Annotated in this window: 13 protein-coding genes and 1 tRNA gene; 2 read left to right on the top strand and 12 right to left on the bottom strand. The window is 47.7% G+C overall.

Translation table 11 applies throughout. The features are described 5' to 3' along the window. Positions 1 to 142: 142 nt before the first annotated feature. Both HG66A1_RS25900 and HG66A1_RS25895 read right to left on the bottom strand, forming a co-directional pair. Positions 143 to 1186: a tetratricopeptide repeat protein gene (locus HG66A1_RS25900; RefSeq protein WP_145191071.1), complete on the bottom strand. Its 1044-nt coding sequence runs from the start codon at positions 1184 to 1186 to the stop codon at positions 143 to 145. 109 nt (positions 1187 to 1295) lie between these two features. Next, a complete protein-coding gene (locus HG66A1_RS25895; RefSeq protein ID WP_145191068.1) occupies positions 1296 to 4931 on the bottom strand; it encodes a hypothetical protein in 3636 nt (1211 codons plus the stop codon). 535 nt (positions 4932 to 5466) lie between these two features. Here HG66A1_RS25895 and HG66A1_RS25890 point away from each other — a divergent pair. Next, positions 5467 to 5551: transfer RNA gene (locus HG66A1_RS25890), tRNA-Ser, on the top strand. Positions 5552 to 5685: 134 nt separating this feature from the next. After that, the gene (locus tag HG66A1_RS25885) at positions 5686 to 7086 is read left to right on the top strand and encodes a tyrosine-type recombinase/integrase (protein ID WP_145191065.1); all 1401 of its coding nucleotides are present in this window, start codon (positions 5686 to 5688) and stop codon (positions 7084 to 7086) included. A 141-nt stretch (positions 7087 to 7227) separates the two neighbouring features. Here HG66A1_RS25885 and HG66A1_RS25880 read toward each other — a convergent pair whose 3' ends face one another. The 10 genes from HG66A1_RS25880 to HG66A1_RS32225 all read right to left on the bottom strand — a co-directional run bounded on the left by HG66A1_RS25880 (position 7228) and on the right by HG66A1_RS32225 (position 22183). Continuing rightward, complete coding sequence (locus HG66A1_RS25880) at positions 7228 to 8115, bottom strand: restriction endonuclease (RefSeq protein ID WP_145191062.1); 888 nt, start codon at positions 8113 to 8115, stop codon at positions 7228 to 7230. A gap of 40 nt (positions 8116 to 8155) precedes the next feature. Then, complete coding sequence (locus HG66A1_RS25875) at positions 8156 to 8899, bottom strand: hypothetical protein (protein WP_145191059.1); 744 nt, start codon at positions 8897 to 8899, stop codon at positions 8156 to 8158. A gap of 58 nt (positions 8900 to 8957) precedes the next feature. After that, the gene (locus HG66A1_RS25870) at positions 8958 to 9383 is read right to left on the bottom strand and encodes a very short patch repair endonuclease (protein ID WP_197996806.1); all 426 of its coding nucleotides are present in this window, start codon (positions 9381 to 9383) and stop codon (positions 8958 to 8960) included. Continuing rightward, positions 9380 to 10153 (bottom strand): DISARM system phospholipase D-like protein DrmC, encoded by a 774-nt coding sequence (drmC, locus tag HG66A1_RS25865; RefSeq protein WP_197996805.1) that lies wholly within the window; start codon positions 10151 to 10153, stop codon positions 9380 to 9382. The genes HG66A1_RS25870 and drmC overlap by 4 nt, the downstream gene beginning before the upstream one ends. 44 nt (positions 10154 to 10197) lie before the next feature. Beyond that, positions 10198 to 12036: a DUF1998 domain-containing protein gene (gene drmB / locus HG66A1_RS25860; RefSeq protein WP_145191056.1), complete on the bottom strand. Its 1839-nt coding sequence runs from the start codon at positions 12034 to 12036 to the stop codon at positions 10198 to 10200. Next, entirely contained in the window at positions 12033 to 17342 is a 5310-nt protein-coding gene (gene drmD, locus HG66A1_RS25855) for a DISARM system SNF2-like helicase DrmD (RefSeq protein ID WP_145191053.1), read from the bottom strand. The genes drmB and drmD overlap by 4 nt, the downstream gene beginning before the upstream one ends. Before the next feature lie 21 nt (positions 17343 to 17363). Further along, complete coding sequence (locus HG66A1_RS25850) at positions 17364 to 18452, bottom strand: DNA cytosine methyltransferase (RefSeq protein WP_145191050.1); 1089 nt, start codon at positions 18450 to 18452, stop codon at positions 17364 to 17366. A 139-nt stretch (positions 18453 to 18591) separates the two neighbouring features. Further along, complete coding sequence (locus HG66A1_RS25845) at positions 18592 to 18795, bottom strand: hypothetical protein (RefSeq protein ID WP_145191047.1); 204 nt, start codon at positions 18793 to 18795, stop codon at positions 18592 to 18594. 235 nt (positions 18796 to 19030) lie between these two features. Continuing rightward, positions 19031 to 20329, bottom strand: a complete 1299-nt coding sequence (locus HG66A1_RS25840; RefSeq protein ID WP_145191044.1) for a hypothetical protein — start codon at positions 20327 to 20329, stop codon at positions 19031 to 19033. A gap of 573 nt (positions 20330 to 20902) precedes the next feature. Then, positions 20903 to 22183 (bottom strand): plasmid pRiA4b ORF-3 family protein, encoded by a 1281-nt coding sequence (locus HG66A1_RS32225; protein WP_197996804.1) that lies wholly within the window; start codon positions 22181 to 22183, stop codon positions 20903 to 20905. Between the last annotated feature and the right edge of the window lie 176 nt (positions 22184 to 22359).

The raw sequence follows: 22359 nt of genomic DNA, 5'->3' as shown, positions 1-22359 counted from the left end.
AAAGGAGTGTTAATCGTGGATATTTCGTTTTTGTACCTGGAAGTCGTAAATGCTTGTGGTCGTTATTATTTATTGGCCAAATTTGGCTTGTAAAGGGTAGACATGCGGTTTCTTGCCAGCAAACTGACATTCGTAACGAATATTAGCTTCCTGAGGCTTTTTGCGACCATTCGCTGTCCGGATACTGCTGCTGCAGGACGGCTCGTGCTTCCGCACCCCGCTCTGGCTTCTGCACTTTTCCCCAGAGATTGGAGAGGTGGTACAGCGCTTCTGCGTGCAGACCAGGTTCTGACGGGAACAGGACGTCGACATGCAGATAAGCAATCAGAGCTTCTTTGGATTCACCCAGTGCCTGGTAGCAGTCACCTTTTTTGATGTAAGCTTCTGCCAGCAGGGCTTTCTGCTGAGAATTGACATTCTTAATCATGTCATCCAGCAGCTGGATCGCTTCTTTGGGTTTCCCCTCTTTTTCCAGACATAAGGCGCTGCCCAGTTGAGCAGCCCTTTTGCTGGCCAGTTCTCCTTCGGATTTGCCATCCATTTTGGCGACGGCATTGAAAGCGTCCAGAGCACCTTTGGTGTTCCCCTGGGCCAGCATGACGCGTGCCTTCATATTTTTGGCATCCATCTGGTAGTCTTTCCAGGGAGACCGTTCCACTTTTCCAAAAGCGGTGTTCGCATTGGCATAATCTTTTTTGGCCAGATAGGCTTCCCCGAGGAGCTTTTCCGCGGGGTAATAGCGGAAGTGATCCGGATTGGCTTTGATAAAAGCGTCGAGCAGTTTAATCGCGTTGTCCAGCTCTGCAGCATTGGACTGGGCTTTTTTCAGGCTGGCCCGGGCGATCATGAACTGCAGGTTCTTCTTCAGATTCTCGCTTGCGCCAGACTCGGCTTTTTTATATTCGGCCAGGGCTTCAGTATAGTTGCCGTTCTGTTCCTGGTTACGGGCGATATTCAGCTGCGGCGGTTCCCCGTCCCAGCGAATCCGTTCGATATCATTTGCAGGGATCTTTTCGGTGGTCGAACCGCGTTTGAGTGACAGTTCCGTCTTGGTGTAGCCACTGACATCACCCAGCTGCGGACTGCCTGAATTAGTATAAACGGTATCTGCAGCAGACGCGGATGCGGTGCCCCAGAGCAGTGAGCCTGCTAACGCCATCAAACTGAAACAGATGGAACGTTTCATAAGTTGATTACTCCCCAACGGTATGAAATAACTTTTCTCAAATTGTCTTATCTAAATCAATCAGTCAATATAACGACCGGTTTCGCTGAGCGGTCCTGGAACCATGGTTCTAGGATTCGCTGTCTGAGCCGGGTTTTGATTTCTTCTGCTGTTTGGCCTGGGCCGCCTTTTTCTTGGCAATCGCGGCTTTGCGTGCCGCCAGTTCTTCGGGCGACATCTGAGCCAACTTGGCCTTGCGGGCTGCAATCTCTTCAGGAGTCAGTTTCCGTTTCTCTTTTCCGGAACTGCTGGAAGAAGATTTCTCTTTACTGCTTGTCTCTTTACTCGCGGTTTTCTCAGGAGCCGGTTTCTTAGGCTGTGGTTTGTCTATCACAGGAGCCGGTCGAGAGGCTTTTTCCGGTTTGGAGCGACTCGGTTTAGGAGACGCTGGAGGCGGAGCAATATTGATATCAGCAGATGCAGTTCCACTGGCAGCAAACTGGTAAGAGGGCCGCGATTTCTTCCCTTTGAGACCAAAGAAGAAGAATGCCGCGGCACCACCGATTCCCAGTAAAATCACGACCAGGAACAGAATGGTGCTGGAGCCTCCCTGGGCAGCAGCCTCCTCTTGTGACTGCTGTGCCACCTGCTGCTGAGTATTCGCTGGAGGAGCTTCCTGCAGCTGAGCTGCCTGATTGCTGGCCACTGTTTCCGTAGCTGTTTTGCGTCGTTCCAGATCCTGCGGGTCTTCACCCAGGTCGGTCTGGACCTGTCGGTAAAGTTGATTAAATCGCTCGTAGACATCATCGGGCAGATCCACGCTGATCTGAGCAAAGACGTTTGCTTCCGATTTGGCCATCTCCAGTTGTGAAACATCATTGCTGGCAATACCGTATTTGCGACGCGTGTCGATGCTGTTGTACTGGGCGTCGTAATACATCTTCTTCAGGTCGTCTCGCCCGGAGGAAGCCATGGACTTTGACAGCAGCCGTGCCAGATAGGCCCAGCCACGAATCAAAGCACCATTCTCAAGCTGCATCCCGTTGATTGCCTGCATATACTTTTCGTTGGAATTACCCTGTCCACTTTCGGCCCAGTCCATCAAAATCTTGGCTGCTTCAAACTGAACTTCGGGAGACTTGTCTTTTTCCTTTAAGACAGGAGTGAGCAGTGTGAGGGCTGCTTCAAACTCATCCTGTTCCCGTTTGCAGTTTACCAGTCGTAGAGTAATGCCGACTTCGAAATTGCCGGGAATGAAATCGCCCGTGGCTGCCTGCCGTTTCTTAATTTCTTCGAAGGCGGCTGCCGCTTTATCGAAATACTTGCGGGCCGTGGCGGGATCTTCGCTGGCTCCCAGTCCCATTCCATAATAAGTCTCTCCAATCCAGACCAGTGATCCGTAAGTCTGATCTTTCCGCTTGAAGATATCGTTCAGGAAGGTTTCCAGTGATTTCCGTACGTCTGCCAGTCGCTTTGTATCGCCGGTCGCTTTCAGCCGTTCAATTTCTTCAGTGATTTTTTCACCCAGTTGCCGATACATGTCGGTAATCGCTTCTCCTCCGGAACCGGAGGCGGATTCTTCCAACTGCTGCATCGCTTTTCGGGCCAGATCGATCTGCTGCAGGCCAATATAACCACGTAACTGTAACTGGTAGACCAGGTTGGCAAATTCGGAACTCTGCACTCCTCTGGCAGGGCGTTTTTTGCCTTTAGCGACGTAAATTGCTTTGAGCACCGAATGAGGATCTTTCCCCAGGATGTCGATGGCTTCCTGGTAGTTGCCTTTGTCCAATGCGATCTGTGCCAGAGAAGTCTTGGCTGCGGTCAGGATTTCAGGAGCAGGATCTTTAGCCGGCACCTTTTTCTCTGTGGCAGCAATCCCCGTTCGCAGGTGTTTCTCAGCCAGTGAGGCCCACTCATTCAGATTCGCGGGTTTGTCGTCAGAACGACGGGCCAGTGCCGTCAGATAACTGTTCCAGTAAGCCTGTCCGGCTTTGATCTGGGCGTCGACATATTGAGGGGCCGAAGCAGGAACCTTGGAATACCATTTGGCTGCTTCTACCGGACGCTCAGTCTGGCTGTAGATGTTACCCAGCTGAATTTTCGCATCGTTGGCCCGATCGCTTTCCGGCCATTTTTCCGTGATCAGGTTACAGATACTCTCCATGTGCTGATTGTCGACGTAACGTTGCTCTTTGGGGGAATCGTTATAGGCCTGCAGATAACCTGCCAACGCCAGATAAGCGGCGTCCAGGGCGACCTGGGAGCTGTCTTTGTCGTGGTAGTTGGCGACGAATTCTCCGAGCACTGCACATTCATAGCTCCGCCGCAGGTTATAGTAGGTGTAGCAGAGTAGGAAGCGGGCGTGGTCGAGTTCTTTGGGATCGGTTTTCTTGTCTGCCAGTTTGAGGCCCAGCTTCAGCAGACGTGCGGTCTCTTCCATGAACTGGTCCAGTTCCACCTGCGCCTTTTTCTTGTCGGCAGGTGTTTTCGCTGCGGCTACCTTCTCCTTCAGCGTTTTGGTCTGCTGAATACGATCCTGTCCCAGGCCATAAGCGGTGGCGAAGTCTTCAGGATCGCCGCCTGCCCGTCCCTGAATTTTAGCGTTGATTCGGCCGATCATCAGGCGGGAAACGTCACGAAACTTCCCGCGGAAAGCATTCACGAAGCGGGCGTTGGTCAGTGCCTGACGCAGGATGCGTTCCTGGTCCGCTGGTTTCACCCCTTCCTGGGTGGCCAGTGCTTCTTGTGCCCGCGCCAGTTCCCAGGTGATTCCCTGGCCGACGGCGGTGCGTCTGCGGGACCGGTTTTCCTTGAGCCACTGCTCGGCTTCATTGATGACCAGCTGATAGTCTTTTTTCTTTTCATCATTCAGACAGATCAGGCGGAACTGCAGAATGTTGTCTTTTAACTGCCGGATAGGCTGCGATTTACCCGGGTGCCCCAACAGTTCATTATAAATCCCCAGGGCCCGGCCCAGTTCGCCCTGCTCTTCAAAACATTTCCCCTGCCACATGCGGGCATATAGACCACCCACCTGACTGCGGTAACGTTCGTGAATCTTGGCGTACTCTTCTGAAGCCTTTTTCAGCAGCCGGTTGAAGTCGGCACTGCCGGGATCGTATGTTTGAGCTTCTGCATAAGTACACTGAGCCAGGTCCAGCTGCGCACTCATGAATTGTATTTCCGCTTTGGCGCGGGCTTCGTATTTTTCCGGCTCTTTGTTTTTGTCGATAAAGGTTGCCGGGAACGATTTCCAGGTCTTTTCGTGCTGATCGTATGCTTTCTGGAAGATACTGCGTGCCTGGGCAATCAGCTTGCGGGCTGCTTCCTGATGGGCCTTCTTGTTGTTCTGCTCTGAGGGGGATTCTGCCTTGCGGACTTCGACTTCCGCTTTCTCCAGAATAATCTTTCCCCGTTCCGTATTCGCGGTACCCGCTTTGGGGTGATTCGGGTTCTGCTTAGCGAACAGTTCCAGCTGCGCCAGTGCTTTATTCAGCGTCTCTTCCTGTTCTTCGGGAAGTTTCTGGGTTCGCGAGAACAGCATCAGCGTCATGGCACGTTCGAAGGGAATCAGCTCGCGGACCTCTTTAGGAGTCTCCTTGGCTGCTTCGATCTGATTCAGGTAATCGAGTGCGATATCGTGATAATTTTTCTCACGCAACCCCTGCACAAATTCCAGATACTGTTCTTCTGCAGGGAGAGAGGACGCGAAAGTCAAAACCGTAAACAGAGTCACGATCGAAACAAAATGGAAAAGACGCATATTCTAAATTCCATCGCTAATGAACGGATGAACCGAGGTCGTGAGAGATGAGGAATCGATACCTGTGACATCACGCCTGTCGAAAGCACCCCACAGAATGGGCATACCCCGGCATACATCATACCTACTTCGTTTATCAAATGTTCGCTGTCAGATAGTTATTTTCTGCGAGAGATGATTTTTCCAAGATGAAAGGGAACCTTTCTTTACAGAAAATCTCTATGAATACCAGCATATCCCGACGTCGGGGAGTCTGCAAGAAAGATGCACGGAATCGTCCAAATTCAAGCTGTTCCTGCGCCTGACTGGCCTTCCGGTCTTTCCTTTTAATGCAGACATTCACTGTTTCCTACGTGAAAAAAGAGGAGAAAGTTGGACTCCCGACCGACTGTAGAGTGAACGACAAAGCGATTCGGTTTGTCTTTACAGGAAAAGCAAAGTCAGTCCCGGCTGGAATTTGACGCTGAGCCACGTTACTTATATGCTGTGAAACACGCTGGCTCCGCAGTCCCTGTATGGGTACCGCGGTCCGTCCGGAGAGGTGACAGAGTGGCCGAATGTGCCGGTCTCGAAAACCGGTGTGCCGCAAGGTACCGGGGGTTCGAATCCCCCTCTCTCCGCTTATTTGATTGCCGTTGAGTTATAACCCTATAACTCAGCGGCATTTGCTTTTTCTGGACCGCTCCAGAGCTTCCCATTTGTGGCACTTTTTGTGGCGTTTTGTGGCATGGGGGTTCTCTGAAAGGTTCTGTTGATGAAGCAATCATCAAAACAAAATCGGAAGACATCGTTCCGTATCGGCAAAGTCCGCGGCGATCTGCGTGGTAAAATCTGGTATCTCACCTACCAGGAAAACGGAAAACGTTTACGTCCCCGGATTGGTCCGGACAAAGACCATGCACGTCAAATGGCAGCCCAGATCAATTCTCAACTGGAGTCACACACGCATTCCGTTTTCAATTTTGAGCCGGTCCAGATCGATGAACTGCAAACCAGATGGCTCAACCACCACGAACAGGTTCTGCGTTCTTCTCTACAGACCATCCGGCGTTATCGTGCGGCAACAACTCATCTCATCAACTTCGTCAGAGAGAAAGGGGTCGCATCGAAAACATCTCAGTTCCAGGCTAGACATGCTGAGGAGTTTGTGCATTATCTGCGGACGATCGATGTCGCTCCAAATGGGCATGAGAATTCACAGAAGCGTCCCCTGCTCGACAAAGGCATCAAATATATTTTGCAATGCTGCCGTAGCATGTTCGGCTACGCAATTAAACGACGGCACCTGTCTCCCTATGCCGAAAACCCGTTCTCCTGTCTCGACCTGGACCGTATCCCGATTGAAAATGCCAAAGCTGTTTCCATCTTCAGTCCCGATCAGGAAAAGGCGTTTCTGGAAGCCTGTGACGACTGGCAGTTTCCTATCTTTCTCACGCTTATGCTTACGGGACTACGGCCAGGAGAGCTCACGCACTTGCTGTTACCAGACGATCTCGATCTGAAAACAGGAATGCTCTTCATCAGAAACAAACCTCATTTAGGCTGGCAAGTAAAGACACGTAATGAACGTGATATCCCATTGATCGATGAACTGAGAGATGTTCTGAAAATCACAGTTGGTGATCGAGTCACTGGTCCAGTCTTTATGCAACGCCGTTATACATCAGCCATTGTACGGCCTGAGCTGAATGACCATACTGAAAACCAACTTGAAGCCACGCTCCAACAACGAGTAGTTCAAGAAGTGACCACCTCCAGCAAAGCTATCAATAGAAACCAGTGGATGAAAATCTCACGAACAATCTGGCGCGATAGCGGTGCTTTGAAAACCGATCGGATACGATCGGAATTCATCAAGCTGACAAAGCTATTGGAACTACCCCATTTCACCGCCCCTAAATCGCTACGACATCTTTTTGCCACGAGCTTACAGGATGGGAACGTAGATCCCTTGATCCGTAGTGAATTGATGGGACATTCTACTTCCGCGACTAATGGAGCGAGCCATGGTTTGGGAATGACTGCAACTTATACCCATTCACGTCCTTATACGAAAAGAATCCAACTTTCTCAAGCAATGTCAATTCGCCCTGCTATATCAATGGCCAGAGGTTGGTTGATGAACCACTATGAAGTATTAAAATCCGAACGATAATTACCTAGATTTATGATTGAGGTGCTTTTTATTTCATTAGTTATCTATCCTATCTAATACATAAAAGTCGTGATTAAAAATTAGAAAATAATTTCAGGTGGTTCTTCATTTGGGGCTAATGAGTTTTCATGGAATTGCTCATTAGAATGGAATTTGTGACAACTCAACAAACCGTTGACGTTCCTCTGCAGTTGTGTGACGCAAAACTCTTTGGGCCAGAGAAATAAGTATGTTTTTAGCTTGGTCAAATGCCTCGTCTGTATAACGGTCTTGTCCGGATCTAATTCGATTTACCATTGTAAATATGTGCCTCAGAAATTCTATTGGCATAACCAAATCATCTAGGTCAGCCCATTGAGTGATTCGTTCAAGTGCATGTTGCTGCTTCTCCGCTACTTCATCACACTCAACTTTGCACACAACGTAGGCTTCGTGGAATTCTGATCCTACCTTGGCATGCACAAGGTTCCCAACATGTTCTTTTAAATACAACTCCATTAACAGGTCTTTACCACACACCTTACATTTTAGCGGTTGGTACTCGTCTAGAATGAGATGTAAAGGCCGAATATTTTTGTATGAGTTTGGGAAATACTGTAACATCAGTGGTGAATACCCAGTAGTCATGAGCAGATTTTCGATAAGACGACCATCAAAAATTGAATAGTCTTTAATCTCCTTATTCTCGCGCAACGCCTGGAGTCGACTATTTAGGCCAGACGAGGCTAATGTCGAATAGAACCCGATGAAGCCATCGGCCTTGAAATGCTTAAGACGCTCAAGAATGTTCGGTTCGTCGTCTTCGGAAACTGATTTTCCGCTTGTCGCATTGTGTTTGCAACTAACAAGCCAACGAAATTGATAACTACTAAGGTTTCCTTTTAGGTTTTCCGTTACCAATAAGTCTTTTCCGTGATCCGGACCACGATCTACGGTAGACTCTATGAAAAAACCCCTTGTCACAAGGAAATCCCTTGCAAACTGCTCCCACCCATCCGTTCTAAAGTCGATTTCTGTATAATCAATCATTGCGTCTTCCCTAAAATTCAGGCGGTCCGCTATTCATTGTCTAATTATTTATGGTGTCTGATAAAATTGGTGGTAATTGTTCGCTTTCTATAAACTCGTCTGAGTGACTTTCATAAAACCAATATCTGCGACTGTCGGATGCAATTTCTGATGCAAAAAAGAATATTTTACGTCCGTCATTGCACAAATATCCCCACAGCCTGTCTCTTGCCTTTGCGAGTGCCTGATTCATTCTTAGTCTTAGGCGGGTCTTATAGCCATTCTCTGCAAGCCCATTCTCTGCAAGCCCATTCTCTGCAAGCCCATTCTCTCTCAGGATGATATTACAGGATATCACAGCCTTGAACGAGCTATTTCTTCCATCAATCAATTTCATCATGTCGTAAATAACTTCTTCATGACACCAACCAAATTTTGTCGTAACTTCAATTGCAATAGTCGGACACGCATAGTCCCCCAGCGCAAAGTCTATAAAACCCGCCCCACCTTTTTCTTTTTTTACTGGAAAAGTCTTTTTCGTCTTTAATTCACCTTCTCCACTTCGTCTCTGGTACTGACCATACTCCAATCCAGTCGATTTCTTCCAAGTGGGCCACTCTGGATGCAGCAGAGGTCTAATCCCAGGATTATGAAGTTCTAGGAGACCACACTGTTCCTGCAGCTGGTGAGACATATGGTGATGCAAGTAGCGTTCGTTGAGCATCTTTCCGAGATTTGCGATTGATAGAGCTTCAGCAGTAACACCAAGAGAGCATTGCAGTAATTCTTGATATGAGTCACACATTGTAAGTGTTTTTCCGATTTTTGATACTTTGACTTAGATGCTCCAGAGGATTACCTGGTTATACCGTTTTTACGTTAAGCAAAAAATCCTGTATCTTTTCGAAAAGATCATTTTGATCGCTGTTTTTTAGCTCGCATTCCCATACGACTATCACTCGCCAACCTGCATTTTCAAGCTCTAGAATATTCTTCTTATCTCTCTGAATATTGGCTTTGAATTTTGCTTTCCAGAATTCTTTTCGTGATTTGGGGGTCGTCGTTTGTTTACAGCCATGCCGATGCCAAAAGCAGCCATGCACAAAAATGATTGCTTTGTGTTTTGGAAATACAAGATCAGGAGAGCCGGGCAACCTCTTGTCATGCAGCCGATATCGAAACCCCATTCTATGCAATGCCTTTCTCAAACGCATTTCGGGTTTCGTGTTCTTTTGTGGAACACTTTTCATGATCTTGGATCGAGTATTTCTGTCAACGGTGTCCATCATATTTTCTCTATCACTCTGGTAGACACCATTGCATCTAGATGTAATTCAAGCTTTTCAGGTAAATTTCCTCCACGCACCAAGACACCGAGTTCCATGTTCTTCTCCATGGCCGCTCTGGTGAGATTGGCACTTGTAATGAAAGCAAGAGATCCATCGGCAACAGCACATTTTGCATGAACTGCACCATTCCATTGATCTGAAGATTTTGATTTGGATTTCCACGCATACATATTTGCTGACGGTATAGCTTTTTTGAAGGCATCTATCGAATCAATATCTATCTTACCTCCATGATCTTTTGAAGATTCAAGTAAGATATTGATCTTTACGTTTCTGCCAATAGCTTCTTGTAGTGCCTTTTTGACCGAATCAATGTCATAAGCAACGAAGCTGACAATGAAAAGTCTCCATTTGGCAGCACCTATCACCTCAAGCAGAACCTGCTCAGTATGTCGAGAAGCTACCAAACCAGTAAACGGACCAGTCCAGACCATCTCGACCGCTTCACGCTTTTCCATAATGGCGGCAGTTCCAGAAGCCCCACGCAATGCTGCAGCGAGTTCCAAAGGCAAGACCTCGGGATCTTTTCGCCATGCCTTCTCCAATGCGTCCATCATCGTTCTATTGGAAACAGGGCCGAAACTGGAGCTCACCTGGTAAAATTCGTCTATTGAAGAAATATTAGCTAGTTTGTCCGCTATTGTGTTGACCCGGTCAGGATGAAGCTCGATCCCAATGTCCGCTATGGTTTTCCATAAATCAGTATTCAAGATTTCCCCATCATCTGAAATTGCTCTCAATTCTCGGTTTGGCACTATGTGTTTTTAGTGGCTTTACTAAAAAAAGCTGTGTCTTTGCATTCGAATGTTTCCACTAACAGTGCTCTATCCAAATAGCGATTACCTCTTTCACAGGATGTTTCAGCCACGAATGTACAAGCATGACAAGCTGATGCATGGAGAGACCGGTCTTCATTTGGATTATGCTCGGAACATAATGGATCAGACGAACATACCTTTGCCCTGTTCAACGCTTGTTCTATCAACCTTCCAAGACTTTCTGGTCTCCCTAGATCTACGAGTCCACCAAGAGTCCCATCCGAGTCTGCTGCTGCAGTATAGACAAGAACTCCGGCCATTTTATTATCTTTGTCAGCATAGATCCGTTCACGGATACTTGCGGCGTTGTAGCCACATTCCAATGCCAGTTCCCTGATCAGCAAGTGCGAGAATGTGTGCAGCATCGTATATCTAATACCGGGGTAGCTAATTTCAGGATCTAATCCTCGTGCATTTCTCCAGCCACGATGACCTAGCTCGATTTTTTGGTCTCTGAGCAAGACTGCATCAGATGACTCCCATTGAGAAATTGCTTTCTCATTAAAACGGATGAATATCCCTTCTCCATGAACTTCACCGGCTGGTACCCAATTCGGTTTTCCTTTGCAAAGATCGGACATCGGAGGTCTCTCATCCTCGTCTGCAGACTCTTCAGGGGCCTCAACCCGAGTATATCCAATCAATGCATTCACTTCCCTCAATCGTTCGAGCAAGAGGACTGAATCTAGAGCATCCTTGTATGCGTCTGGCCTCGCGACCTCGCTACTCAAAAAATGGGGCCAATCCGTCGGTGGATTTGGAGATATAAGAACATCCCACTCGGGGCCCTTAATGTCACCATCAGAAACATGCTCAGCAGTATTACCGTCTTTTCGATCTTGAATCGCTAGCCATATTTCTTCCGCTGGGAATTTATCTATACCAGGAAGACTGTTGGCTTTTGTCAAAGTCTTGACGACTATCTTGACTTCGTCAACAGATTCGACTTCGTAGAAATAATCCCATCCATCAAGTATCAGTTGTGAAAGCTGGTTCTTTTCCAGTGGGATAGCCAGAACCGAAAGTGTAATTGGAAACCAACTATTCGTCGCCCCAAGAAGAACAGCCCGGGGTTGTTCTTCACAGATAGAATCATACTTGTCTAGATGTGGATGACGACCTCTGCAAGCAGGCAGATTATCTTGTCCTTCACGTCCAAATGCGTGAACGAGAGATCTTGACTGACCACAGGTGTCACATTTTACCCACAGGTTTTCGGTTTGTAATGAAGCGCCTCGTTCAAAAAAACGAAGCGATCCGATACACGGAGATGGCCCAGCATGAACGAACCAGTGCCAAGGAAAATCATCCAGATGGCCATTGCGACAGGCCAAAAGAAAGCGTGCTGGCACTGCATCCGCATTGGCTCCCTTTTCGCAATTGGTATGAACAAAATGCGTCTGTTCGGGTCTGTAAGGGTTTGCCTTTATACTGAAAAGCCCCAAGTCATATTCGGATAGAAGTCCACATCTCACACAACGCAGCCAGCGGGGAAATGGTCTGACAGGAACACCAACCTTGCCCTCAGCAGAGAACGGGCTTGCATCTTCATCATTCAAGAATGGTGGCATTCTCAAATGTGAAACCTGTGCTCCAAGAACCCGTCTTACTGCATCCAGCAATCTCGCCTCTTCCACTGGAGGGCATCTATCGATATCCCATCTGTCTAATCCCATAGTGATCACAGACAAATTAGGAAGGTCAATTAACGCTCCAGGTCCATAGGTCCATAGTAGCTGGCTTGGCCTGACTTGTCCTACAGCATGTGTGCTCATACTTCTCCTCCGTCGCTTTCATCCAATCTCCTTATTCTCCATTCTGGGAGTTCCGGTATTGTCGCAACATCCATTATCAATTTTACCCCCGGTTCTACTTCGCGCATTGACATGGGGACCGTAAATTCATCCCAAGAGACCATTCCCGGTTTTTTCAACAAAGCGGCAATGTCTCCTTGTCGTCTTTCAGTTTCGTAACCTAAACGTCTTCCGGATTTTCCCGCTTCTTTAACCCAACGGTCAGCACGGTCGGAGATCATGACTTCGACATTTTGCTTTACGGATTTCTTGTCGGTCGCTTTCCATGACCTACCAGAAAGACATTCTTTGGCGTCTGTTATTTCCGTGGAAGCGACATTATCGAGTTCCATAGCACCAAGATTTGGATTCAATTGAGAATTATCCAAACGCATCAAACTGATCAGCGTCCCGGTCAAACCACGATCCAGAGCTCTCGGAGCGAATGGGGTTACCGATTGTGCCTCCACATGTTTATAGAAAGTCGCATGATAGTGCTCGAAGCTCTCGTAGTGAGAAAGGTCACGCGGCCTAGACCATGTCAAAACGGTACAGACAAGTCCAGGAAAGGAGCGGCCAACACGGCTAGTTGCCTGAATATATTCGGCCGTATTCTTTGGCTGTCCATTTACAACCATGATACCGAGACGATTGACATCTACCCCCACTGACAGCATATTCGTTGCCAGAACAATATCAATAGCCCGAGTTTCATCTTTTTTCCACTTCGTGACGTATTTTCCATTTTCCAGAGTGGCATTGAACTTCACTTCCAGTTGATCCAACTTTTTCGGTATGTCTTTGCTCGAAACACGGGAGGTCAACTCATCCACATTCCTGACCGACCTCTGTTCCAGTCCCGGTCGACTGACATCGCTCATCTGAACCCTGTAGGAACGAGTCTGGACATCGTCCTCGGCCAATCTCCTCATACCGCCTAGTTCCCTAAGTGAATTGAAATATCCGACAACAGTCATATATGGATCGGCAGCTTGACCGAAACGTTCGAACAATGCTTGTGCAGCGGTAAGCATTGCCACATAAACTCTAATCAATACGGCGGGACGGGAACTTCCCGGAGAACAAATCCCCATATAACGACGTCCGGGTTTTTCAAAAATAGGACGTTGGACCGAAAAGAAATTGTCTTCAACATCCAATCCATGAGGCGGAAAGACCGCAACTTGCCTCAAGAATACATTGTTGACCTGTTCGTCTGCCTTGCGAACGGTAGCCGTCGATGCGATGATCTTGGGACGAATCGCCTTGCCACCGATCTGCCATGTAGAGAGCTCATCCACGGCCGTTTCGTAAAGACCAACCATAGTTCCAAGCGGCCCGCTGATCAGATGGAACTCGTCCTGAATGATCAAGTCCGGTGGACGTATCGGAGTAATCTCTTTTACGGTAACCCTGGACAGATTACCTTTGGCGTTGTGATTGCCGGAGCAATCCGCATTGGGCCAGAGTAAGCCATGTCGGCCGCATTCCTGTGTGGCACGGCCGAAGAGGGTTCGCACCTGTCCACGCCACGCCATCATGGCGAACTTGTCTACCGTGGCAATCAGCATGGAAGGAGGATGTCTATAAATTTCATCGTCCACCACCAGAACAGGAATTCCTAGATCCTTGGACTTGCTTCTACCGAAATCACAGCGTCCAAACTTGTCTCCACAATAGATGTAAGTCCGCCCAACATCTTTTTTCACCTCGATGTCCCGCCCCTCGGCAATCTCGGCACCACACCACGGACACGTGGTCAACTGGGCCGGGGAATTACTGCCGTAACGTTTTCCGTCTCTAAAACTCTGAATGGCCTGATGGGCCTCCTCCGTTGTTCCTGGCGTGACCCGGTTTCCAACCCAGAGTCCAATGGTGAAAGGAGTCGTTCCCCATCTCCTGGGATCTTCACGACGCATCGACTCCAAGGCACAGATTAGGGTGGTCGCTCTTTGAAACTGTTGGAGAGTCAACAGACGGAGGGTGTATCTCATAATCACTGCGAGACCGCGTGATCCATCCAAGCCTCCCAAATCTCCTTGCAACCTTCGGACTGCCATGGTGAAAGCCGCCACACCCAGATATGCCTCGGTTTTACCTCCACCGGTCGGAAACCAGAGAAGGTCGGCATACGCTTCGAGTGGTTCGGTTCTATCGTTGTGTTCCGGATCGGCCAGAGCGGGTAATCCTGCGTAACGTTTCTCTATCGCCGCCTTTTCCAGCTCCCGTTCTTCGGGAATTCTTGCCAGTCGAATCCGCAGCGCTTCGATATCCTTGCGAATTTGGTTTCGTTCCTCGGGTTCGAATCCGGGAAGAACCATCTGTTGTTTGAGAGTATCCTCTTTTAATTCATGCCGTATTTTTTTTTCGAGTTCATCGAGAATGTTTATCAAATCGGCTACTTCGCCATCCTTCCGGCGTACCAGCGTGTTTTCAAGGAAACGAAGTCGGTCTCTTGAACGGGCTTCCATGGTTCCCCTAATACTATTTTCCTGTTTTTCGAATCGCTCGGTAAGAATATCGAGAAGGCTATTTTTCGGATCGAAAGACACGGCCTTTGTTAACAACTCCTGTAATCGTCCTTGCTGAGGAATTCTCAAAAACCCCGTGCTTTTGAGTTCACCGCCAGAAATCGTTATCTCTTCATGAAGGCGGTGGTGGTCACCCCCGGTAATGACCAGACGGGACCAGACAAGCACGGCGGGGGTCGAAAGTTCGCTATCAGTGACGGCTTTGACACTCACTCTGTGCAGTTTTTTTACGTCATCTAGCTTCCACAGTTCTTCCCGTAAAAGCCGGAGACACATTTGGACCAGTCGATGATTCAGGTGAGCCAGAACGACATCGTCACGGTCTTTAGCGACCTCGTGATCAAAGGTAATTGGCCTTCTTTCCCCTGTATGGGGATGTTCTAGCCCTGCTATAGCACGTCCCCACGAACCGGGAAGAATAGGTACCTCAAATACGCTACCATCGGGTGCTCCCGGTAAAGCGAATGGTTTCAGTGGGGGCTTTTCAGCGAGGTCCAATGCGATTGAAACGGATCTGTGTATATGGTCGGCCGAAAGGTGAAAATCGGTCTTCGCCTCCATGAGCCTTTCATGCAGTTTGCCTATTTTTTCCTGATGATGTCGCTCGGTCGCAATATATTTTCTAACCTTTGCCGCCTTTTTTTCAGCGTCGGCGGTGTCGAGAACCGTTATTTTGCCCAGCATGGCTTCCTCTATTTGCTGGGCGATGACCGGACCGACACTTCCAAGATCCTGCCGAATGGTATTGATCTTGAGCACCGCTCTCATCAAATATTCATGATCGCCTTCTATCTGACCGACCTTATTTTGCTGAATGGATTTATTCGACTCGAAACCTTTTCCCACAGGATGCCAAATGAAGACCTCCGACTCCTTCTGACCGTGTCGATCAATTCGACCGTTCCTCTGCTCCATGACGTTTGGATTCCAAGGAATCTCAATATGGATCATGTAGTTACAGTAGTTTTGTAGGTCGATACCTTCGGAGGCCGCGTCAGTGGCCAATAGTATTCTGACAGGTGAAATATCTGGATGAGCCTGAAAAGCCGCTTTGATCTTTTCGCGATCGTTCTGATCGACACCACCATGTATCAACATCATACGCTCACCACCGAAACCATGGGTGGTCAGGATTTGTTCCATCCACACATGTGTTGCTCGGTATTCGGTGAATAGAATCACCCGTTTTCCGTTCCAGTTACCATTGGTTTTTAGATGCGATTCGAGCCAGTCAATGACGGCCATCGCTTTGGCGTCCACTCGATTTTTTGACTTTTCGGCCCATGCGGTCAGTGTGTCGAGCATCTGCCGTTGATCCTGATCGAGAGGGACCGACAATTCACCGGCAACTTCCACCGCTTCGTTCTGGGCATCTTCGTAGAGTTGGTCGTTGGTAAAATCCTCTTCCGCTTTCAGGATGGCCTTTTTGAGGATCCTGTCGTCCATAACACCAGTTTTTTGTTTAGACCTGGGGCGTTCTAAGCTTTCCCTGTGTTTGGCCAGAGTTCCGGCAAAAGCCATCGGAGAAGAGAAAAGCCTCTTTTTCAAAAGCTTATGCACAAAGTCGGAGCTGAATTCAAAGGAACTGTCCTTTACGCTCTTTGCACGAGCGGCTGTAAATTGTCTCAGGAGGTCGTGTATTTGGCGTTCTTCTTCCGAATAATCGACTTCCAGAAGCATCAACTTTCTATCCGCATACAATCGGTTTCCGTCAGCATCGACAAGATCCGTCTTAAGCCGTCTGACCATAACACGCTGCAACTGCTTCTCGTCCGGCATCACTGATCGGGCGAATCGCTGATCATCCAATAACTCCAGCAATGAGGTAAACGATTCCTGATAACCATTGTGCGGTGTAGCGCTCAAAAACAGCCTGTGTTCGAAATGGGGAGCGATGGTCCTGATTAAGCGAGTTCTCTGGCTTTCCAGAGCATATTTGGAAGCGGTCGAAGGTGCGACATTGTGAGCTTCATCTATGATCAAAATATCAAACTTCCTCGGGTAGGTAATGGTCGGCGGCAGGCAGTCCTTGACAAGTCGAAGTCCTTCACCGCTCTTCATCCAATCCATGGAAGTGATAAGCCTCGGAAAAGAAGTCCATGGATTGGCGTGTATCCCTCGTTCGCGTCGCAGATGCTTGATGTAGCCGGTATCGACAATTCGGAATTCCAATCCAAATTTCTCCCACATCTCAAGCTGCCACTTGACCTGCAGTGACGCTGGGCAGACTATGAAAACCGTTCTTGCACGATGACGGACAAGCAGTTCCTGTACTACAAGGCCTGCTTCGATGGTCTTTCCCAAACCGACGTCATCCGCTATCAGCAGGTTGGCACGGGCCATGTCTATAGCCCGCACCAATGGGTCTAGCTGGTAATCTTCGATGGTTATCCCACTTCGAAACGGAGCCTGTAGGAACGATCTATCGGCATTGGTCACCGCCCCCCAACGGACGGCATCCAGAAAAGCGTCCAATTTGGCTTCTGAATCGACCCCTGTAATTCGAGGCATCCCTGCTTTCTCGAGAACTTGGGCACCAGGTTCTATCTGCCAAATGACTTGCAGTTCCTCCCCTAGTGCATCTTCATCCAAGGAAGACAGTGTTACAAGATGTTGCTCTATTTTGGCTTCAAATGATTGACCTTGAATGTCACTGACAACCCATTGACGCCTTCGGACCTCCACTAGTTGCCCCGGTTCAGGGAGAGCAAAAGAAGCGTCCTTAAATTGTTCTGAGTGATCAATGGTGTTTGTCATGGTCCTCTCTGTCTAAATTTTCTAAACGGATGCGTCATATTCCGTTACATGTTTCAAAATACTTTTACCAATGACTTCCCCAAGTTTTACTGGGACGGCATTACCAATAAGACGCCCCAGTGTTTTTTTACTAATAGGCTCACCAGGAGCCGTAAATTTGTATTTTTTGGGAAAACTCTGCAGTACGGCACCTTCACGCAACGAAATTGCCCTGTTTTGTTCTGGGTGACCAAACCGACCATTACCGAAGCCGAAAAATTGAGTAGTAATAGTTGGAGCAGGTTCGTCCCAACTCATTCGACCATACACACTCGGATAGGTCTTACCACTTTTTTTGCTGTGACAACTGGCCACAAGCTTCTTAGGCCAATCTCGCCAAGTTCCACCTGGTTTTGAAGCGAGAATTCGCTTGTAGTTGATTTCTGAGAGGCTGGCACTCTGATGTAAAGGGTCTTTAGTATCAATTGTGCCTGCCTCAATAGATGGCAATTTACCAATGGCTTCTTTGACGGTCTTGGGCTTTCGCTTAAACTCCTTTGTATTGAGTAATTTGATTGTTCCCAGTTTAGATGCCAAAAGAACCAAACGAATTCGCTGTTGTGGCAATCCGTATTCGGCACAATTCACTATCTGAAAATTGACGTGATATTTTTGTTTTTCTAAATCGTCCACAAATTTTTTAAAAACATCCTGTTCCATCAGCCCCGGAACATTTTCCATTGTTACAAGTTCCGGAGCGGTTTCTCGTATCAAACGTGAAAATTGCATCAGCAACCACCAACGTCCGTCCGATGAGTCAGCTTTTTGGTTGTATAAAGAAAATGTCTGGCATGGTGCACAACCAGCCAGAAGTTTCAAGTCGGCATTTTTAAACGCACTTGATAGATCTGAGGCTTTGACATCATCGACAGATTTCAAGAGAAATTCTGCATCATTGTTAGTGGAGTATGGATATATACAAGCTGGGTCGATATCTATCCCAAGATTGACAGAAATGCCTGCTTTTTCGAGTCCACAAGTTAAGCCACCGGCACCACAAAACAAGTCCACTGCACTTATTGATGAATAAAGTGAGCCAGTTTTCTTTTTTTTTGTGCCCCTGTTACTCATCTATTTCCTCCAAGACCATACTCAGCCTCCAGAACTTTGCGAAATAAAGCAGGCCTATAGCTCTTCAATTAATTCACATCAGATTGTTAGCTATTACCTGCAAGGCTTTGACTAATGGGCTTCCACCTAGGTACTTCTACTAATTTACATCTGGCATGAAAAAATCTTCTTCATTGCCATTGAGGGTGACACCGTCAGCCCAAGTTAAACCAATACAATGATTATTTATTAGGCACTTAATGAACCACTCCCCTTTCGAGGTTAAGACCACTTTGTATGAGTGATTTTTCCAATAAACAGATTTTCCCATTTCAACTTCTTTTTTGATTTGTTCCAACTTCATTACTGAATGGTTCTTTATTCTAGTATTGCTACTGAGTTTAAAGAAAATCCGTTATAAAAGGAAAAAGAGCCAGAGTACAAGAATTGCCATTTGTTCTCGTATTCATTGACTTAGGTCTTACTAGGATGTGATTTTTTGAATTGAATAGCTAGAAAAACCACTAAAGAAATCAAGTGATTTTATATAAAAGGGTGTCCGAAGGCTTACATGTTGATATTATTCCCAATCAGCCAGCTTAGAAATAGCCGTTCTTACGATCGCTAACATCATAGCCAAGCCCTTCCAGAATTCGTGTGGCCTCGCGATACAGACTCCAGATATCTTTCCCACAGCGGTCTCTTAGTTCCTCCTTCGTGAGCGAATCCAATTCATCAGTATCCATGATCCTGGCTTGTTCAAAACAGGAACGTGCATCTGAGGTCAGATCGAGTTCCTGTATAGGAGTGTTCTGCGGTGGGGGGACATGATGGATTGATGGGGCGGGCAGGTTGGGTGTGAGAGGGCACAACTCAATCGCATACCACTGAGCCCATTCACGCCATTTATGAAACTGTTCATCATCATATTCAATACGGCCACTTTCCACGGCATCATCCAGGGTAGTCAAATACGTCTTGATTCTTTGTGATTTGGACCACCTGTCTACACAGGAATCAAGATTCTCACGTCGTTCTTTTTCCTTTTTTGAAAACTCTTTTCGTGATTGACGAACTACAGCGGCCTGCTTTTCTTGGCGTTCCTCACATTCTCTATCAAGTCGCCGAACACGGAAGTCATCGAGCCAGACATCCAATTGCAACGCCACCTTTCCCAGTACATCCTCAAGACGTTGCTTCTTTCCATCCGACCAGGTTCTACGGAGCCCATCTCCCCATGAGTCAATATTGAAGGTCAGTTTTCCAGTTGCTTCATATTGGTAGCTACAGCTATAGCGATTTGGGATTTCGTGCCGACGGGTCTGCTCCGTCAGGCAGAGTTCTACTATGTCTTCGCCACGCGAAAACCTAGTTCCCGGCTTTCCAGCAGATACCGTTCCGCCAGTCGATTCCCAGTACTTGATTAAAGCATCCAGCAGACGTAAAGCTCGCGTGAGTGATTTCTTTGAAACCGTGATCCCCAGGCATTCTTCGCCATGTACGGGTTGCAATCCACGATCCCTGTATCCTGGTTCCGCGTTTCTCAATCTTTGCCTGGAGAGATCAACTAGTTTATGAGGACGGACCAGCTTTTCATTTACTTTAATATCCGGTGCTGGGACAGAACTGGTTGCGGGTTTATCAAATTGCCTGCGGAACAGTCGTATTTCCTGGAGATCTTCTTCATCGATCTGGGAAAGTTCAGGCTGGGGAGATGATTTTCCAAATTCAATCTTTGCCCAATGCCCAATTGGAGGTGTAGGGATCTGATGCTTACGACAGATCTTTTTGAGACCCACATCTGAAAGTCCAAACTGGGGAGCAAGCTTCGACATGGGCTCTGTCCAAACTCGCTCATAGAGTTGCTGTCTCGTCAATTTAATGAAGTCTTCGCTCATTATAAGTCCCCTTATTTGAGAGTGCTTCATAATAAATATTGCGGCAGATTTAATCCAACATTTTCTTGTTCAAGACAAGACCAAGATAGAACCATTTCCGGAATTTAGTTCGTAAATGAGTAGAGTCGTTTGTTGTTCCTCTGTGGATAACCATATTTTTAACTGCTTACGGTCTAATTAAAAAAGCAGGCTTTCATATTTGACTGATTCTCCATGTCAATCACCAAAGAAGTAGCGACCTAAGTATCGATTTCGTTCAAGAACCTAAATTTTGGCCCAAATCGTGTCATAATAAATAGGATTATATGCAGCGTGTTAGCATTCAGGTGGAGTGGTTTTCCGGGGTACTCAACACGCGGCATATGATCTATTGGACTGAACCGCAGGAGCGTTTTCGACTATGGGGATTGAATGCCTGCTTGCGAGTTATTTGAGTGCCGACTCGGGACCGTAGAACGACGGCCGGGCATACACAACTCATTCAATCCGCACGGACCGGTTGAGAAGACTGTCGAAGCTCGCGAGATCGGCAGGGGGGGGGATCGGTGTGATAATAGGCACATTAATGTAAGCTCACATTTCTCTCCACTCCGGTAGCCCCTTCTTCATGTCCCTGGTCGCCTGTTTGGGATCGAATTTGTGAGAATCAAACGGACCAATCCAGTCCTTGAACTCTTCGTGCCGCTCATGTTTGGGATCATCCAGAGCCTCCAGGTATTCCGCATAGCCCCAAACTCCGCCAATGTCTTCGGGAGGGCAGGCCCGTTCTCCTTCCAGACAGAGTGGGTACTTCCTGTTCTTTTCCAGCGGAGGCTGTCCCTCAAATAAGACTTCATGTTCCCAGCCATCTCCAAAGTCATATTCGTATTTGAAGGAAAACCGCTTTTTAGTCCTGGGGAGGATTTGACTGAGTACTGTGGCTGTTGAGTCGAAGCAAACAAAATCACCGAAACCATCGTCCAGGAGATCAGGGTCACCGTACCGTTCCCCCTTAATCTCGAACTGGTGCAAGTGCATGTTGCCCCAGCCCATAGCGGTCTGGATATGTTCGTGCAGTTTATCGAGAGTGCAGTCCTGAATCTGAATTCGCCTCCAGATCTGGGGTTCGAGTCCGAGCAGGGTGACCTTGAACTGATAGAGCAGATCCGGGTTTGTCTGCGGCCTGGACTGTGCCTCCATGTTCTCCAGTTGTTCGGCTCTCGCCATGATTCCCTCTTCAAGCCGATCCATCAGATGACTGGCCACCAGCAGCAGTGCAACCTGATTCTGTATCTCACCATTCGGCAGATCCTCTGCCAGTGATAATGTCATGTTGGCAACTTCCACCACAGTAAGGGGCTTTTCCTTCACCAGTTTGTTCTTGATGCGCTTTGACAGACCAGGAACCAGTAAAAGCATATCTCGTTGGTCAGGTTCCAACCAGAAGTTTTCGAGCGGCTTTGTTTTAATGCGAAGTTGCTCAGCAGCCACGAACGTCGTACCCACAAAATCTACGATCTCCACAATCTGATCTGAGAGCATTTTTTCCCTGTATGCGTCCTCAATCTTCAGAATCTGCGGAGACTCTTCATCCGTGTACGCGTCAAGCAAGCGCTGAATCTTGTCGAAGATGTTATTGAGTTTCTTTTGCTGCTTCTCGTCGTCGCAGTGGTTAAACTCGGCAGCGATGTAATCGCCGAAGTCGTTGAGGGCGTCGAGGGTGATCATTACTGGTTTGCCGACAGGAGTTTCCTGAATGATTTGCTCGTAATCCTGTTCGACGCACGGCAGATCACCCAAGATCAGCTTCCGCTCGGCGGCTGTCAGTTTGAGCGGCACTTTTTCGCCGGGTTGAATCTGTTTTTTAGTGGGCATAATGGTTTCCTTATCAATCTCGGACTTCGATTCTAGCAGCTAACGATAGAATCAGGCAATGTATTACCAGTTGACAGTCGCCACACCATACGTTCGAGCGCAATGCAGAATTGGTCCAGTTCGTTGGTTTATCAACCATGGACCACAATATTAAATGCAACCAGGAGAGACTCGAT

Origin of the sequence: Gimesia chilikensis (assembly GCF_007744075.1) — a bacterium.
Lineage (GTDB): Bacteria > Planctomycetota > Planctomycetia > Planctomycetales > Planctomycetaceae > Gimesia > Gimesia chilikensis_A.
Note: the sequence above shows the minus strand (reverse complement) of the source record. Positions and strands in the feature narration are given on the sequence as shown.

Coding starts and splice junctions, on each gene's coding strand:
- HG66A1_RS25880 (WP_145191062.1), bottom strand. CDS start 8,115: ATGATTGATTATACAGAAATCGACTTTAGAACGGATGGGTGGGAGCAG.
- HG66A1_RS25840 (WP_145191044.1), bottom strand. CDS start 20,329: ATGAGCGAAGACTTCATTAAATTGACGAGACAGCAACTCTATGAGCGA.
- HG66A1_RS25900 (WP_145191071.1), bottom strand. CDS start 1,186: ATGAAACGTTCCATCTGTTTCAGTTTGATGGCGTTAGCAGGCTCACTG.
- HG66A1_RS25895 (WP_145191068.1), bottom strand. CDS start 4,931: ATGCGTCTTTTCCATTTTGTTTCGATCGTGACTCTGTTTACGGTTTTG.
- HG66A1_RS25885 (WP_145191065.1), top strand. CDS start 5,686: ATGAAGCAATCATCAAAACAAAATCGGAAGACATCGTTCCGTATCGGC.
- drmB (WP_145191056.1), bottom strand. CDS start 12,036: ATGAGCACACATGCTGTAGGACAAGTCAGGCCAAGCCAGCTACTATGG.
- HG66A1_RS25850 (WP_145191050.1), bottom strand. CDS start 18,452: ATGAGTAACAGGGGCACAAAAAAAAAGAAAACTGGCTCACTTTATTCA.
- HG66A1_RS32225 (WP_197996804.1), bottom strand. CDS start 22,183: ATGCCCACTAAAAAACAGATTCAACCCGGCGAAAAAGTGCCGCTCAAA.
- drmD (WP_145191053.1), bottom strand. CDS start 17,342: ATGACAAACACCATTGATCACTCAGAACAATTTAAGGACGCTTCTTTT.
- HG66A1_RS25870 (WP_197996806.1), bottom strand. CDS start 9,383: ATGATGGACACCGTTGACAGAAATACTCGATCCAAGATCATGAAAAGT.
- HG66A1_RS25845 (WP_145191047.1), bottom strand. CDS start 18,795: ATGAAGTTGGAACAAATCAAAAAAGAAGTTGAAATGGGAAAATCTGTT.
- HG66A1_RS25875 (WP_145191059.1), bottom strand. CDS start 8,899: ATGTGTGACTCATATCAAGAATTACTGCAATGCTCTCTTGGTGTTACT.